The organism is Pseudomonas sp. FA117, assembly GCF_057370475.1.
The window spans coordinates 1,017,846-1,033,861 of record NZ_CM170675.1 but is presented as its reverse complement, the minus strand read 5'-3'; the positions used below and the strand labels follow the sequence as shown (position 1 = coordinate 1,033,861).

The following is a 16,016-nucleotide window of genomic DNA, read 5'->3' as shown; positions in this document are numbered from 1 at the left end:
CATAAGGAGTCCACCTGTGGCGAAACGCTACGGAAAAGGGCTGATGGGATGGGCCTGCGTGCTCGTCATCCTGGCCCTGCTGATCCACTGGATCGGCCTCGACACGATCGCGCGCTATCGCGACGATCTTGGTTTCTACCTGCAAGCGCACCTGATCCTGGTGCTGGCTTCGATGGCGGCGGCGCTGGCCGTGGGCATCCCCGCCGGCATTGCCTTGAGTCGACCGCACCGGGTCGACAAAGCCGAGCGCTTCATGCAGTTCTTCAACGTAGGCAACACCATCCCTCCCCTGGCCGTACTGGCCATCGCCCTCAGCGTCCTGGGCATCGGCGCCGGGCCTGCGATCTTCGCCCTGTTCCTCGCCTCCCTCCTGCCGATCGTACGCAACACCTACGAAGGCCTGAAAAACGTCCCCGCCTCGCTCAAGGAAGCCGCCACCGGCATCGGCATGACCCCGCGCCAGCAGTTGTGGCAGGTCGAATTGCCCAACGCCGTGCCGATCATCGTCGGCGGGGTGCGGGTCGCCCTGGCGCTGAACGTCGGCACCGCCCCGCTGGCCTTCCTGATCGGCGCCAACAGCCTGGGCAGCCTGATCTTCCCCGGCATCGCCCTGAACAACCAGCCACAGCTGCTGCTCGGCGCGGCCTGTACCGCACTGCTGGCACTGCTGCTCGATGCGCTGGTGAGTTTCTCCAGCAAGCGCTGGCTGGAACGCGGCCTGGCCCAATAAGACGAGGGAAACCATGAAAAGAACGATCGCCTTGCTCCTGGGCGCGGGCCTGCTGTTGGCAGGATTCGCCCAGGCTGCGGAAAAACCGCTGATCCGCATCGGCGCGCGGGTGTTCACCGAACAGACCGTGCTCGCCGAAATCACCGCCCAGTACCTGCGCGCCAACGGCTTCGAGGTCCGGGTCACCGGCGGCCTGGGCAGCAGCATCGCACGCCAGGCCCAGGAAACCGGCCAGCTCGACCTGATGTGGGAATACACCGGGGTGTCGCTGGTGTCGTACAACCATATCGACGAGCGCATGCCCAGCGCCGAAGCGACCTACGCCAAGGTCAAGGAACTGGACGCAAAAAAGGACCTGATCTGGCTCACCCCCTCCAGGTTCAGCAACACCTACGCCCTGGGCTTGCCCAAGCAGGTGGCCGAGGCCTATCCGCAGGTCAACTCGATCAGCGACCTCAACCAGGTGCTGCGTGACGAAAGCCAGCGCAAGCACCTGGTCGCGCTGGACACCGAGTTCGCCAACCGTCCCGACGGCCTGGTCGGCCTCAAGCAGATGTACGACCTGCAAGTCGGGCGCGCCAACATCCGCCAGATGGATGCCGGCCTGGTGTACACCGCCATGAACAACAACCAGGTGTTCGCTGGCCTGGTCTACACCACCGATGGCCGCCTGAGCGCGTTCAACCTCAAGCTGCTCGAAGACGACAAGCACTACTTCCCCGACTACACCGCAGCGCCCGTGGTGCGCAAACCCGTGCTCGACGCCAACCCCAAGCTGGTCGGCCTGCTCAAGCCACTGGCCGAATCGCTCGACGACGAGACCATGCGCCAGCTCAACGCCAAGGTCGATGTCGAGCACCAGAGCCCGTCCAGCGTGGCAGCGGCCTTCCTGCGTGAGCATTCCTTCAGAGAGGTCGCGCCATGAACCTGATCGACACCTTCGCCCACCTCGACTGGGCCCTGGTCCTGCAACTGACCGGGCAACACATCATGCTGGTCGGCATCGCCGTCAGCCTGGCCATCGTCATCGGCGTGCCGCTGGGCATCCTGATGACCCGCTTCCCGGCCCTGGCCGGCCCGCTGCAGGCCAGCGCCACGGTGCTGCTGACCATTCCGTCGATCGCCCTGTTCGGCCTGCTGCTGCCGTTCTACTCCAAGTTCGGCCAGGGCCTGGGCCCACTGCCGGCAATCACCGCGGTGTTCCTCTATTCGCTGCTGCCGATCCTGCGCAACACCTACCTGGCGCTGACCAACGTCGAGCCCGGCATCCGTGAGGCAGCGCGTGGCATCGGCATGACCTTTGGCCAGCGCCTGCGCATGGTCGAGCTGCCCATCGCGGTGCCGGTGATCCTCGCCGGCGTGCGCACCGCCGTGGTGATGAACATCGGCGTGATGACCATCGCCGCGACCATCGGCGCCGGCGGCCTGGGCGTGCTCATCCTCACCTCCATCAGCCGCAGCGACATGTCGATGCTGCTGGTTGGCGCCGTACTGGTCAGCCTGCTGGCGATCATCGCCGACCTGCTCCTGCAAACCCTGCAACGTGCCCTGACTCCAGAAGGACTGCGCTCATGATCGAACTCAAGAACCTCAGCAAGACCTTCAACGTCAACGGCAAGGACGTCAAAGCCGTCGACTCGGTAAGCCTCACCGTCAACGAAGGCGAGATCTGCGTGTTCCTCGGCCCCTCGGGCTGCGGCAAGAGCACCACGCTGAAGATGATCAACCGCCTGATCACCCCGACCTCCGGCCAGGTGTTCATCAACGGCGAGGACACCACCGGCCTCGACGAGGTGACCCTGCGTCGCCATATCGGCTATGTGATCCAACAGATCGGCCTGTTCCCCAACATGACCATCGAGGAGAACATCACCGTGGTCCCGCGCCTGCTCGGCTGGGACAAGAAGCGCTGTCACGACCGCGCCCGCGAGCTGATGAGCATGATCAAGCTCGAGCCCAAGCAGTACTTGCAGCGCTACCCGCGCGAGCTGTCGGGCGGGCAGCAGCAGCGCATCGGCGTGATCCGCGCCCTGGCGGCCGAGGCCCCGGTGCTGCTGATGGACGAGCCGTTCGGTGCGGTCGACCCGATCAACCGCGAGATGATCCAGAACGAATTCTTCGAGATGCAGCGGGCGCTGAACAAGACTGTGATCATGGTCAGCCACGACATCGACGAAGCCATCAAGCTGGGCGACAAGATCGCCATCTTCCGTGCGGGCAAGCTGCTGCAGCTCGACCACCCGGACACCCTGCTGGCCCATCCGGCCGACGACTTCGTCAGCAACTTCGTCGGCCAGGACAGCACCCTCAAGCGCCTGCTGCTGGTGCGTGCCGAGGATGCAGCGGACAACGCGCCGTCGGTCAGCCCCGAGACGCCGGTGAGCGACGCGCTGGAGCTGCTCGACGAGCACGACCGCCGCTACGTGGTGGTCACCGACGCGGCGAACAAGGCAATGGGCTATGTGCGCCGACGCGACATGCACCGTCAGCAAGGCACCTGCGCGGACTTCCTGCGCCAGTTCAATGCCACCGCTGCCCATGACGAGCACCTGCGCATCCTGCTGTCACGGATGTACGAGTTCAACCGCGCGTGGTTGCCGGTGCTGGATGCCGAGCAGGTGTTCCTTGGCGAGGTGACCCAGGAGTCCATTGCGGCCTACCTGAGTTCGGGGCGTTCGCGCGGGGCGAAGACCAGCATCGTGTCGCCAGCCGAGGCGGCGGCCCTTTAGATTGCTGGGGGCGCTTTGCGCCCCGGCAATGTCGAATCAAATCCTGGATATGTAGTGCTTGTACGGGCCTGTTCGCGGGCAAGCCCGCTCCTACAGGTCCTCTATAAGCCTTGAGGCTGGCGCTTTACCTGTGGGAGCGGGCTTGCCCGCTCCTACAGGTCCTCTGTAAGCCTTGAAGCTGGCGCTTTACCTGTGGGAGCGGGCTTGCCCGCGAATGGGGCGACTCGGTATCAGAACCCTACACTGGCCTGCACATAGAAGGTGCGCGGCTCACCGACATACAACCCGGCGTTGTTGTCGCTGGAACGGGTGTAGTACTGCTTGTCGAAGATGTTCTTCACCCCCGCCGCCAGCTTCAGGTTCGACAGCTGCGGACCGAAGTCATACCCCCCGCGCGCATGCCAGGTCACGTAGCCGGGAATGTTGCCGTACTGCCCGTCGGCGCTCGGCTGGGTGATGTAGTTGCCGGTGAAGCTGCCATCGGCATTGACCCCGGTGCCTGGTGCGCGCTGCTTGGATTGGGCGTAGGCATCCAGGTTCCAGGTCCAGCGGTTGATCTGGTAGCGCAGCCCGGCGGTGGCCACCTGGCGCGAATAGAACGGCAGGTCGCGCCCCTTGAAGCCTGGGATCTCGCCTTCGTAGGTGGCGCGGGTGTAGGTGAAGCCGGCGTTGGCCGACAGACCGTCCAGGCGCGGGTCCAGGCCGGCCAGGTCATAGCGCACCGAGGCCTCGATACCCTGGTGCTTGGTCGCGCCCAGGTTGGTCCAGCCCACGTCGTTGCTGATGTACTGCAGTTCGTCGTCGAAGTCGATGTAGAACGCCGTCAGCTCACCCGCGAAGTGGCCGTCGTCATAGCGCGTACCGATCTCGTAGGTCTTGGCCTTCTCCGGCTCCAGGCCATTGGCGGTGTTGTCGCCCGAACCACCCTGGCCCAGCTGGAAGTACTGCAGGCTGCCGAACGAGGTCTCGTAGTTGGCGAACAGCTTCCACGCCTCGGACATGTGGTACATCACGCTCAGCGCCGGCAGCGGCTCGTTGCTGGTGATGCTGCGGTTCTTCTCCGGCACCGGGCGGTTGTTGGTGTCGAGCACCGGGCGGTCGCGCCAGTCGGTGTTGATGTGCTCGAAGCGGATACCCGGGGTGATGGTCCAGTTGCCGACATCGATCTTGTCATCGATGTAGTAGGCGCTGGCCTCGGTGCCGCCGGTACGGTCCTGGTAGACGTGGCCGTCGGAGGTCGGGGTGACGGTCGGCACATTGTCGACCAGCGCCAGGCGCGACGCCTGTTCGCGCATGGCTTCCTTCAGGTAGCGATAACCCACGCTGACTTCCTGGGTAACCGGCCCGGTGAAGAACACCCGCGACACCCGCGGCTCGATACCGAAGGTGGTGTAGTTGCGCGGGAACGACGACAGGGTGCGCAGATCGCGGGCGGCGATGGCGCTGCCACGGAAGCTGTCGGTGTAGTAGGTCAGGACCTCGAACTGGGTCGCTTCGTCGAGCTGGCGCTGCCACTTGAACGAGACATCCTTGCGCCGACCGCTGAAGTAGTCGTAGTCGCGCACCGACTGGTACGGGTCGCGGTCGAACTGCGCCTGGGTCAGGCCGCCTGGCATGTCGGCACGGCCGTCATAGTAGTGGAAGTTCAGCCAGAACTCGTCGCTGTCGGTGGGTGCCCAGTGGGTCTTGAGCAGCACGTCGTCGATGTCGTTGTCGTTGTTGCTGCGCCGGTAACCGTTGCCGTTGACGCCGGAGTACAGCAGCGCCACGCCGATACCGTTGTCGGCGGTGCCGCCGACGAAGGCCGACTCGGTGTGTTTCCAGCCGCCATAGCGGGAGGTTTCCAGGGTGGTGCCCAGCTCGGCGGTGGCCTTTTCAGGAATCGCCCGGGTCACGAAGTTGATCACCCCGCCGACGTTCTGCGGGCCATAACGCACCGAACCGGCACCGCGCACCACGTCGATGCTGTCGAGGTTGCCCGAGGAGATCGGCGCCATCGACAGCTGCGGCTGGCCATAGGGCGCAAAGGCCGCCGGGACGCCGTCGATCAGCACGGTCGAGCGTGGCGACAGGCGCGAGGTCAGGCCGCGCACACCGACGTTGAGCGACAGGTCGCTGCCGCCGGTGCCGTTGGAGTCCTGCACCTGGACGCCGGGAATCCCGCGCAGCGCATCGCGCACGTTCATGGTGCCCTGCTCGACCATTTCCTGGCGGCGCACCACGGTCCGCGCACCGGGGTGGTTGAGCACCACGGTCTGGTCGGCGTCGGCCAGCCAGTCACCGACCACCTTCACGTCGGTAGGCGCCAGCTCCAGGCTGCCGGTGGTGAGGGTGCCGGCACTCTGCGCCGGCTTGACCACCACGGTGTCCTGCGACATCTCGTAGGTCAGCCCGCTGCCCTGCAGCAACTGCTGCAGCGCCTGCTCGGGCGCCAGGTTGCCGGACACAGCTGGGGCCTGCTTGCCGGCTACCAGCTCAGGGCTGAAGAACAGCTGCAGGCTGGTCTGCTGGCCAAGCTGAGCCAAGGCCTGGGCCAGTGGCTGGGCCTGGATCTGGATGGCCGCCGGAGCTTGGTCGGCATAGCTGTGGGTGGCAGCGGCGCTGACCGCCAGGGCCAAGGCCAGGCGGCGCAGATGAAGCAGGGGCTTGTTGTTGTTCACGTCTTCGATCAGTCCTGAAAGTCGGGATGAATGCCAACCACATGCAAATGGAAATGCTTGGCAGTTGCAGCTGGCGGGGAAGACGAACGAGACGCAAAAAACCTGAATTTATTTCGCGATTATTTCGCTGGAGCCGTCGGCATGGGTTTTCACGGCCACCGGCAGGATGCTGGGCAGCGCGCGCAGCAAGGCGTCGGTGTCGTCGGTACTGAAGGTGCTGGACAGGCGCAGGCCGGCAACCTTGCCCGGCGCGACCCGCAGCGGTTGCGCGCGATAGCGGGACACTTCGCTGACCACTTCGGCGAGGGTGGCGTTGTCGAACACCAGCTTGCCCTGGCGCCAGGCGGTAAATGCGGCGGCGTCGATCGCATAGGGTGCGGCAACCCTGCCCTGCGGATCGATGTGTGCACCTTGCCCTGCACCCAGCTGCGCCTGCGAGCCCGGTGCTCCCTCGACCTTGACCGAGCCCTGCTCGACGGCCACGCGGGTCAGGCCGCTGTCCTGGCGCACATCGAAACGGGTGCCGGTGACCGTGACACTGCCTTGCGCGGTGTCGACCACGAAGGGCCGGCTGCTGTCGTGGGCGACACTGAACATCGCCTCGCCGGCCTGCAGGCGAAGCTGCCGGCGACCGGCGCTGAACGCCACCTCGATGCGCGTGGCGCTGTTGAGTTCCAGGCGCGAGCCGTCGGGCAGCTCGAACAGGCGGCGCTCGCCGAGCGCGGTGGCGAGCACCTGGTGATGATTCAACTGCTGGTACTGCCAGCCGCTCCAGCCCAGGCCCAGCGCCGCCAGCGCCACCCCGGCGGCCAGGGCTTGGCGCAGCAGGCGCCGGCGTGGCAACTGAGGCACAGGCTCGGGTGCGCACAACGCCTCGAGGCGTTCGGCGGGGATGACATCGGCCGCGCACCAGAGCCTGCCGAGCAGTTCGTATTCCTGACGGTGCTCGGGGTGCTCGTCGAGCCATTGCTGCAGGCGCTCGCGCAGCCTGCGGTCATCGGGCGCGTCCTGCACGCGGACAAACCACTCTGCGGCCTGTTCGCGCGGGTTGTCGGCGCCTTGCTGGTTCATCGAGAGGGTCTCCTGACTCATCTGGTGGTCACGTCCAGGTGCTCACGCAGATGTCGGAGCGTGCGAATCATATACTTTTCGACCATGTTCTTGGTCAAACCCATGCGTTCGGCGATTTCGGCCTGGGTCAGCCCCTCGAGCTTCTGCCAGATGAACACCCGCCGGCAGTTGACCGGCAGTTGCGCCAGCGCCCGCTCGACGGTGTCGGCCAGCTCCAGGGCGTGCATGTAGGCTTCAGGGTCGCCGCCGTGGGCGCTGCTGTCCTCGAACAGCTCCATTTCCAGGGCCTGACGGCGATCTTCCCGGCGAAAACCGTCCACCGCGATATTGCGCGCGGTCTGGTGCAGATAGGCGCGCGGCTGCTCGACCTGCTCGCGCGGGTTTTCCAGCACGCGGACGAAGGCATCGTGGGCGAGGTCCTCGGCCTGCTGACGACTGCGCAGCTTGCGCGTCCAGGTGCCGATCAGCTCGTGGTAGTGGTCGAGAAAGCCTTTGTGTCCGGACACGGTCTGGCTCGTCAGGGAGGCGGGGACAAGAGGTCGCAAATAATAATACTTCTTATTAAAAGCGGCAAATCGGCGTGCGCCTGTCCGACCAGGGGCATTTTTTTGCCTCGGTAACAAAAAATTTATCGGCCAGTTTCGCCATGGCCGTGCCGTATCGTCGTGGCCATAAATATGAACACCCCAGTGTCTGTCACGGGTCGCCCTGGCGGCGTGCAGAGAGTTCGACGCCCATGTAGGCGGGTCGGTCGGCGAAGCGTCCGGCAGGGTCCATTCCACAATTCTTTACGCTCCGATCCCGCTGGGGAACATCTGCCGGTCACACGAGTCGGTTATTCAAATGGCTGCTCGTCGATTGCGGCGAAACAGCCCCGGATTGGCGGTTGATTCTGCATTCCTCACGCCCTAAAGTGCGCGCCGAACGTCCATGCTGGAAACGATCCATCCGGCTCAAGTACTGACGACGAGACAGCAAGGCTGCGGTGTTTGCCGCGACCTTTGTGCTTTCGGCGACATGCCTTGGGAAGTAGGCGAACCAAAGTGGGGATACGGAGGACGTTCAGTTTGCAGCCACTTATCTTTTCAGTTTGCCCATGGAGTCCCCAAGCATGTCGATCCAGGTCGAAGACTATTTCGCACGTGACACCTTCCAGAAAATGAAGGCGTTCGCCGACAAGCAGGAAACCCCGTTCGTACTCATCGACACCCAGATGATCAGCCAGGCCTACGACGACCTGCGCGCGGGCTTCGAATTCGCCAAGGTGTACTACGCGGTCAAGGCCAACCCGGCCGTCGAGATCATCGACCTGCTCAAGGAAAAAGGCTCGAGCTTCGACATCGCCTCGATCTACGAGCTGGACAAGGTCCTGGGCCGCGGCGTCGGCGCCGATCGCATCAGCTACGGCAACACCATCAAGAAGTCCAAGGATATCCGCTACTTCTACGAGAAGGGCGTGCGCCTGTACGCCACCGACTCTGAAGCGGACCTGCGCAACATCGCCAAGGCCGCGCCGGGCTCGAAGGTGTACGTGCGCATCCTCACCGAAGGCTCCACCACCGCCGACTGGCCGCTGTCGCGTAAATTCGGCTGCCAGACCGACATGGCCATGGACCTGCTGATCCTCGCCCGCGACCTGGGCCTGGTGCCCTACGGCATCTCCTTCCACGTCGGCTCCCAGCAGCGCGACATCAGCGTGTGGGACGCGGCCATCGCCAAGGTCAAGGTGATCTTCGAGCGCCTGAAGGAAGAAGACGGCATCGAGCTGAAGCTGATCAACATGGGCGGCGGCTTCCCGGCCAACTACATCACCCGCACCAACAGCCTGGAAACCTACGCCGAGGAAATCATCCGCTTCCTCAAGGAAGACTTCGGCGACGACCTGCCGGAAATCATCCTGGAGCCAGGTCGCTCGCTGATCGCCAACGCCGGCATCCTGGTCAGCGAAGTGGTGCTGGTGGCGCGCAAGTCGCGCACCGCGGTCGAGCGCTGGATCTACACCGACGTGGGCAAGTTCTCCGGCCTGATCGAAACCATGGACGAAGCCATCAAGTTCCCGATCTGGACCGAGAAGAAGGGTGAGGCCGAGGAAGTGGTGATCGCAGGCCCGACCTGCGACAGCGCCGACATCATGTACGAGAACTACAAGTACGGCCTGCCGCTGAACCTGGCGATCGGCGACCGCCTGTACTGGCTGTCGACCGGCGCCTACACCACCAGCTACAGCGCGGTGGAGTTCAACGGTTTCCCGCCGCTGAAGGCCTACTACCTGTAAACAGGCAAGGGGCGCGAGCCTCGAGCCTGTCAGTCAGCGCTTTCTACGCCGTCATCGGGCTGCTTCGCAGCCCATCGCGACACAAGGCCACTCCTGCAGGAACCGTGCATCAGCCAATTGCCAGGCTGGCGCAGACCTCTGCAGGAGCAGGCTTGCCCGCGATGGACGACAGAGCGCCCTCGATGGGCTAGAACGAGTGGCGTTCGAATCGACCGTTCATCGCTGCTCACCGCCAGGTGGGTCGAGCCACTCGAGAACGAACATGTCGGCCTGGGCTTGACCGGGCTCCAGCATACGCAGTTGCCTACCCGGCTCGGCGTGATAGCTGGTGAACTTGTTGTACGGCAACATTGCAAACCACTCCCACTCTGTGCGTTTGACCCGATATTGAGTTGCTATCAGATTGTTTGCCGAAACGAATCTCGAATCCAGGGTTTTCAGTCTTACCTTGTAAAACCAAGGCTTCTCGTACTCGTGATTTTCACGGATGATGCGAAAGGCAGGTACCGGCATGGGCATCAGTGCCGCTGCTTCGCGCAGTGCATCCCCGCCGGCACCGGTAATCTGCTTGCCCGAGGCACTGATCATCTCGTAAGCGATATCCCCGCCGATACTGGGGTGCTCCCAGGCAACGAGGGTAAAGACCTCGCCAGGCCCGTCAATCAGCTGCAAAAAGCCTTTGCGGTTGATGCCGACCGGGTACATGTACTCCCCTCGGATCACCCACAGACGTACCTTTGCTTCATCTTTGATCAGCTCTTTCACCTGCCGCTCCTCGTCCTGATATGGCCACACTGGCCGACGGGCCCAAGGTAGGCTGGATACAACTCTCATCGAAGCGTCAATGATTTCCCGACCAGTCGCGCAAGCCGCTAGGGCAGATCACGCCGCTCGAGTTCTGCCTGGTACGCTGCCGCATGTTGCGCCAACTGCGGCCCTGCCGCTGACAAGGTAGCCAGGGCGCTACGCAAAAAGTTCATGTTGCCCTCGACTCGCGCCCGCTCCAGCCAGATTGCGGCCTGGGCCATGTCTCCACGCTCTGCCAGCACCATCGCCAGGCTGAACATTCCGCGAAAATCCCCCGCCTCGGCCGAGCGCCGATACCAGCGTACCGCCCGTACCGGGCTTGCGGTGGTGGCGATGCCCTGCTCCAGGTAACGCCCGTACAGGTTCATCGACTTGGCGTGCCCCCTGTGCGCCGCTCGCTCATAACAGACCAGCGCCTGGGCCTGGTTGACCGGCACCCCACGCCCGGTGGCCAGCAGGTTGCCCAGGTTGTAGAGGCCCCAATCGGAACCGGCATCGGCGGCCTGTGCGTAATGAATGGCCGCCTGGCTCAGGGCAACCTCCCCGCCCCAACCGTGCTCCAGGCATCGCCCCAGCATGTTGTGCGCCATGGCGCTGCCGGCCTGGGCGGCAATCGCGAGCCAATGCCGTGCCAGGCGCTCATCCTGCTCGATGCCGTGCCCGTCGAGCAGGATCCGCCCCAGCAGCGCCTGGGCTTCGACAACACCCTGCGCTGCCGCCTCGAGAATCGCCTGGGCGGCCTTGCCAGGGCTGCGTTCGAGCATCGCCTCGAGTCCGGCGACATCGCCCCCCTGTTCAGGTCGCAGCGGGTACGACATGCTCAAGGCTCCACCCGCCCGACCTGCCTCAGGGCCTGGCAGAAGCAGAAAATCTTGACGGCCGCGAACCGGCTGGGGGTACACACATGCATGGGGGCTACCTGGCGCAGGGCAAAGACTTCAATGATAGGGACCGGCTTTTCCACGCGGCAAGTGCCGTTGGGTCAATCGCCCGAATGCCCCGGATCTGCAAGGGTACGGTGTAAAGATTGTAAGATACCCGCGAATGGTAACGAGTCTCAATTGTCACCTGAATTCACTTACTTTAATATCCGCCACCCTTGGGGAAGATCAGAACCCTTGACCTCGACACAAGGCACAATGCCGGCGCGCAGCAGCACAAGGTGAAAGACGTGGTGAAGAAGTCGCTGTTCCAAGTGCACTGGTTCTTTGGCATCACCGCCGGCCTAGTGCTGGCGCTGATGGGTATCACCGGGGCGATCTGGTCGTTCCAGGAAGAACTGCTGCGCCTGTTCAACGCCGATGTGCTCAAGGTCGAGGTGCGCCAGGAAGGTGTGCTGCCGCTGCCTGAGCTGGTGCGCCGGGCCGAAGCCGCCCAGGACGACAAGGTGGCGATGCTGTGGGTCGACACCCACGCCGACACCGCCGCACGACTATACTTCACCCCGCCGCCCGGCGAACGCCGCGGCGCGTTGCGCTATGCCGACCCTTATACCGGCGAGCTCAAGGGAGAGGTCGCCGGGCTGGGCTTCTTCAACCTGATGTTGCAGTTGCACCGCTTCCTGGCCATGGGCGACAGCGGCCGGCAGATCACTGGCGCCTGCACCCTGATGCTGATCTTCTTCTGCCTCTCCGGCCTCTACCTGCGCTGGCCGCGCCGGGCGCTGAACTGGCGGGTCTGGCTGAGCTTCGACTGGGCCAAGAAAGGCCGCGCCTTCAACTGGGACCTGCACGCGGTCGCAGGCACCTGGTGCCTGCTGTTCTATCTGCTGTTCGCCCTCACCGGTCTGTTCTGGTCCTACGACTGGTACCGCGAGGGCCTGAACAAACTGCTCGCCGACAAACCCGCAGCCGGCGAGCAGCAACAGCGCGGCGCAGGTCGCGGCCGCCCGGGGCCACAAGCAGCGGATGCCAAGGCGACGCCGCTAGTGGTGGATTACGACGCCATCTGGAACAACCTGAAGGATGCCGCCGGCCCACGCCTTGCCAGCTACAACCTGCGCCTGCCACCGAGCGGTGGGCAGCCCGCAACGCTGTTCTACCTGCTCGAGGATTCATCCCACGAACGCGCCTTCAACACCCTGACCCTGAACCCGGCCAATGGCCAGATCACGCGTCACGAGCGCTACACCGACAAGTCGTTCAAGGCCCAGTTGCTGCAAAGTGTCTACGCCTTGCATGTGGGCAGCTATTTCGGTCTGCCGGGGCGGATCATCCTGACCATCGCCAGCCTGACCATGCCGCTGTTCTTCGTCACCGGCTGGCTGCTGTACCTCGACCGCCGGCGCAAGCAGCGCCAGGTCCGCGTCGCCCGCAGCGGCGTCGACAAGGCCGCCAGCAGCGGCGACAGCTGGCTGATCGGCTTCGCCAGCCAGAGCGGCTTCGCCGAGCAACTGGCCTGGCAGAGCGCCGGGCAGTTGCAGGCGGCAGGCCTGCCGGTGCAGGTCCGGCCACTGGCCGAGCTGGGCGAGGACGAACTGCGCCAGGCCAGCCGTGCGCTGTTCGTGGTCAGCACCTTCGGTGACGGCGAAGCGCCGGACAGCGCGCGCAGCTTCGAACGCAAGGTACTCGGCCAACCCTGGGCGCTGGAGCACCTGAACTACGCCCTGCTCGCCCTGGGCGATCGCCAGTACCCGCACTTCTGCGGCTTCGCCCGGCGCCTGCAGGCGTGGCTGGCCGAACGTGGCGCCACCACGGCATTCAGTTCGGTCGAGGTCGACAACGCCGATCAAAACGCCCTGCAGCAATGGCAGCAGGCGCTGGCGCAACTGACCGGCGCCCGTCCGCTCGCTGCCTGGCAGGCGCCACGGCATGACAACTGGCGCCTGGTTCGCCGTGAATGGCTCAACCCCGCAAGCCAGGGCGCTCCGGTGTACCTGCTCGGCCTGGAGAGCGAACAGCCGGCAAGCTGGGACGCCGGTGACCTGGTCGAGATCCTGCCCCGCCACCCCCAGGGGCGAATCGACGCCTTCCTCCATGGCCTGGGCCTGGACGCCAACCAGCCGGTGCAGCTGGACGGCCTTGGCGAACCCCTGGCCCAGGCGCTGGCCAGCCGCCAGTTGCCGCTCAGCCGCGAGCACCTGGTCGGCCTGCATGCCCAGGCCCTGGTGGACGCGCTGATACCGCTCGGCGCCCGTGAGTACTCCATCGCCTCGATTGCCAGCGACGGCGTGCTGGAGCTGCTCGTGCGCCAGGAGCGCCATGCCGACGGCAGCCTGGGGCTGGGCTCCGGCTGGCTGACCGAGCACCTGGCGCTGGGCGGCACCGTCAGCCTGCGCCTGCGCCGCAACAGCGGCTTCCACCTGCCCGCAGCGCCAGTGCCGCTGGTGCTGGTCGGCAACGGCACCGGCCTGGCGGGCCTGCGCAGCCTGCTCAGGGCGAGGATCGCCGCCGGCGAGCAGCGTAACTGGCTACTCTTCGGCGAACGCAATCGCGCCCACGACCAGCTCTGCGGCCAGGAGCTGCAAGGCTGGCTGGACAGCGGCGACCTGGCACGGCTGGACCTGGCGTTCTCGCGCGACCAGGCAGAAAAGGTCTACGTGCAGGATGTGCTGTTGCAGCAAGGCGAGGAACTGCGGCGCTGGATCGATGAAGGTGCCTGCGTGTATGTCTGCGGCAGCCTGCAGGGCATGGCGAGCGGCGTGGATGCGGCGCTGAAGGGGATTCTCGGTGAGGAAGCGGTCGAGCGGCTGATCGAGGATGGTCGGTATCGGCGGGATGTGTACTGAGTCAGTGCCGGCCCCGCGATAGGGCCGGCATAGGCTCAATGCAGCTCGAAGGTGTCGGCATCCAGGTTCGCCGGGAACTTGGCCCGATACGCCGCCAGCTCCGCCGCGCTCAACACCGCGCTGAACACCCCGTCGGCCTCCCCGGCGCTCAGCAGGCTCTCGCCCTGGAAATCCAGCACCTGACTGTCGCCCGAATAGGCAAAGCCCTTGCCGTCGGTGCCGACGCGGTTCACCGCGGCCACATAGCACAGGTTCTCGATGGCCCGCGCCGGCAGCAGGCGGTTCCAGTGCAGACGCCGCGCCGCCGGCCAGTTCGCGGTGTACAGCAGCAGGTCGGTGTCCTGGGCGTCGCGGCTCCATACCGGGAAGCGCAGGTCGTAGCAGATCAGCGGGCGAACCCGCCAGCCGTTGAGCTCGAACTGCACCTGGCGCTCGCCGGGAGTGTAGTGGTTGTGCTCACCGGCCATGCGGAACAGGTGGCGCTTGTCGTAGTGCAGCACCTCGCCATCAGGGCGCGCCCACAGCAGGCGGTTGCGGTGGCTGCCATCGGCAGCCTGGATGATCACGCTGCCGGTGATCACCGCGCCGATCTTCTTCGCCTGGGCCTTGAGCCACTTGCTGGTCGGACCGTTCTCGGGCTCGGCCAGGCGCTCGGACTCCATGGAAAAGCCGGTGGTGAACATTTCCGGCAAGATCACCAGGTCAGCGCCCCGGGCCTGCTCCAGCAGCACCTCGAAGTGCGCATGATTGCCCTCGCGGTCGTGCCAGGCCAGGGTGGTCTGCACCAGGGCAAGCTTCAGGTTGGGCAGTTGGCTCAGATCGCGCATAGTTTTTCCGCTGCCTGACGCAGCGTCTCCTCACGTTTGGCAAAGCACAGGCGCACCAGGCGTTGCTCGGGGATGGGCCGCTGGTAGAACACCGAGACCGGAATGGTCGCCACGCCGTGCTCACGGGTCAGCCACAGGGCCATATCCACATCGTTGAGGTCGGGGCGGATGGCCGAGTAGTCCACCAGCTGGAAGTAGGTACCCGCGGTGCGGGTGAAGTTGAAGCGCGAGCCCTGCAGCAGGTCGCAGAACAGGTCACGCTTGGCCTGGTAGAAGCCCGGCAACTCGTCGATATGCTCCGGGTGTTCGGCCATGAAGTCGGCCAGCGCCGCCTGCAGCGGGGTCACGCCGCAGAAGTTGACGTACTGGTGGACCTTGCGCAATTCGGCGCTGAGCGCTGGCGGCGCGACCACATAGCCGGTCTTCCAGCCAGTCACGTGGTAGGTCTTGCCGAACGAGCTGACCACGAAGGCCCTGGCATACAGTTGCTCATGCGCCAGCACGCTGGCGTGGCGCACAGCGTCGTAGACCAGGTGCTCATAGACCTCGTCGCTGACCAGGTAGATGTCGCGCTCGGCGATCAGCGCCGCGAGCTGGTCGAGGTCTTCACGGCTGATCAAGGCACCACTGGGGTTGTGCGGCGAGTTGAGGATGACCATGCGCGTGCGTGGGGTCAGCGCATCGCTGAACTTCTGCCAGTCGATACGGAAATCACCGTCGCTCAGTTGCACGTGCACGCAGCGGCCACCGGCCAGCTCCACCGACGGCTCATAGCTGTCGTACGCCGGATCGAAGACGATCACCTCGTCACCGGCTTGGATCACCGCCTGGATCGCACAGAAGATCGCCTCGGTGGCGCCGGGGGTGATGGTCACTTCCTGGTCGGCATCCACCCGCGCGCCATACAGCCGGGCGATCTTCGCCGCCACCTGCTGGCGCAGCCCCGGCAGGCCGGTCATCGGCGCGTATTGATTGTTTCCGGCAGCCACGTGCCGGCCAACCGCATCGAGCAGCGGCTGCGGGCCATTGAAGTCGGGGAAACCCTGGGACAGGTTGAGCGCGCCGGTTTGCGCGGCGAGCTGGGACATGGTGGTGAAGATGGTCGTGCCGACGTTCGGCAGTTTGCTGCGGATCATGAAGCCCTCTTTCCTGCGGGTGGTCCGGCACGGGGTTGGAGTCCGAGCATAGCG

The 16,016-nt window shown here is 64.9% G+C and carries 13 protein-coding genes; 6 read left to right on the top strand and 7 right to left on the bottom strand.

The genetic code is table 11. From position 1 onward, the window contains the following. The first annotated feature begins 16 nt into the window (after window positions 1–16). Genes AC1TXO_RS04835 through AC1TXO_RS04820 form a run of 4 tightly spaced genes read left to right on the top strand, consistent with a single transcriptional unit; the run spans window position 17 to window position 3,459 of the window. Entirely contained in the window at window positions 17–730 is a 714-nt protein-coding gene (locus AC1TXO_RS04835) for an ABC transporter permease (protein ID WP_486405265.1), read from the top strand. A gap of 13 nt (window positions 731–743) precedes the next feature. Next, window positions 744–1,655 (top strand): glycine betaine ABC transporter substrate-binding protein, encoded by a 912-nt coding sequence (locus AC1TXO_RS04830; protein WP_486405264.1) that lies wholly within the window; start codon window positions 744–746, stop codon window positions 1,653–1,655. Further along, window positions 1,652–2,305 carry an ABC transporter permease gene (locus AC1TXO_RS04825; protein WP_486405263.1) on the top strand — a complete coding sequence of 218 codons (654 nt, stop codon included), beginning with the start codon at window positions 1,652–1,654 and terminating at the stop codon, window positions 2,303–2,305. The genes AC1TXO_RS04830 and AC1TXO_RS04825 overlap by 4 nt, the downstream gene beginning before the upstream one ends. Further along, on the top strand, window positions 2,302–3,459 hold the full coding sequence (locus tag AC1TXO_RS04820) for an osmoprotectant ABC transporter ATP-binding protein OsmV (protein ID WP_486405262.1): 1,158 nt from the start codon (window positions 2,302–2,304) through the stop codon (window positions 3,457–3,459). Before AC1TXO_RS04825 ends, AC1TXO_RS04820 begins: the two co-directional genes overlap by 4 nt. Window positions 3,460–3,689: 230 nt before the next feature. On the opposite strand, the gene AC1TXO_RS04815 is transcribed toward AC1TXO_RS04820, so the two are convergent. The 3 genes from AC1TXO_RS04815 to AC1TXO_RS04805 all read right to left on the bottom strand — a co-directional run bounded on the left by AC1TXO_RS04815 (window position 3,690) and on the right by AC1TXO_RS04805 (window position 7,696). Then, window positions 3,690–6,119: a TonB-dependent siderophore receptor gene (locus AC1TXO_RS04815; RefSeq protein ID WP_486405261.1), complete on the bottom strand. Its 2,430-nt coding sequence runs from the start codon at window positions 6,117–6,119 to the stop codon at window positions 3,690–3,692. A 108-nt stretch (window positions 6,120–6,227) separates the two neighbouring features. Beyond that, window positions 6,228–7,190: a FecR family protein gene (locus AC1TXO_RS04810; protein ID WP_486405260.1), complete on the bottom strand. Its 963-nt coding sequence runs from the start codon at window positions 7,188–7,190 to the stop codon at window positions 6,228–6,230. 17 nt (window positions 7,191–7,207) lie between these two features. Next, window positions 7,208–7,696: an RNA polymerase sigma factor gene (locus AC1TXO_RS04805; protein ID WP_486405259.1), complete on the bottom strand. Its 489-nt coding sequence runs from the start codon at window positions 7,694–7,696 to the stop codon at window positions 7,208–7,210. 605 nt (window positions 7,697–8,301) lie between these two features. On the opposite strand from AC1TXO_RS04805, the gene AC1TXO_RS04800 reads away from it, so the two are divergent. Then, window positions 8,302–9,465: a type III PLP-dependent enzyme gene (locus AC1TXO_RS04800; RefSeq protein WP_476260645.1), complete on the top strand. Its 1,164-nt coding sequence runs from the start codon at window positions 8,302–8,304 to the stop codon at window positions 9,463–9,465. Window positions 9,466–9,681: 216 nt separating this feature from the next. Here AC1TXO_RS04800 and AC1TXO_RS04795 read toward each other — a convergent pair whose 3' ends face one another. Both AC1TXO_RS04795 and AC1TXO_RS04790 read right to left on the bottom strand, forming a co-directional pair. Next, window positions 9,682–10,230 carry a hypothetical protein gene (locus AC1TXO_RS04795; protein ID WP_486405258.1) on the bottom strand — a complete coding sequence of 183 codons (549 nt, stop codon included), beginning with the start codon at window positions 10,228–10,230 and terminating at the stop codon, window positions 9,682–9,684. A 107-nt stretch (window positions 10,231–10,337) separates the two neighbouring features. Then, window positions 10,338–11,090, bottom strand: coding sequence for a tetratricopeptide repeat protein (locus tag AC1TXO_RS04790; protein ID WP_486405257.1), 753 nt, complete (start codon window positions 11,088–11,090; stop codon window positions 10,338–10,340). A 353-nt stretch (window positions 11,091–11,443) separates the two neighbouring features. Between AC1TXO_RS04790 and AC1TXO_RS04785 the strand changes: the two genes are divergently transcribed. Then, window positions 11,444–13,999 (top strand): PepSY domain-containing protein, encoded by a 2,556-nt coding sequence (locus AC1TXO_RS04785; RefSeq protein ID WP_486406788.1) that lies wholly within the window; start codon window positions 11,444–11,446, stop codon window positions 13,997–13,999. Between the two features lie 35 nt (window positions 14,000–14,034). Here the strand turns inward: AC1TXO_RS04785 and AC1TXO_RS04780 are convergent, their stop codons facing one another. Both AC1TXO_RS04780 and AC1TXO_RS04775 read right to left on the bottom strand, forming a co-directional pair. Beyond that, window positions 14,035–14,826, bottom strand: a complete 792-nt coding sequence (locus AC1TXO_RS04780; RefSeq protein WP_486405256.1) for an amidohydrolase — start codon at window positions 14,824–14,826, stop codon at window positions 14,035–14,037. Continuing rightward, window positions 14,814–15,962, bottom strand: a complete 1,149-nt coding sequence (locus AC1TXO_RS04775) for a pyridoxal phosphate-dependent aminotransferase (protein ID WP_486405255.1) — start codon at window positions 15,960–15,962, stop codon at window positions 14,814–14,816. Before AC1TXO_RS04775 ends, AC1TXO_RS04780 begins: the two co-directional genes overlap by 13 nt. Window positions 15,963–16,016 lie beyond the last annotated feature (54 nt).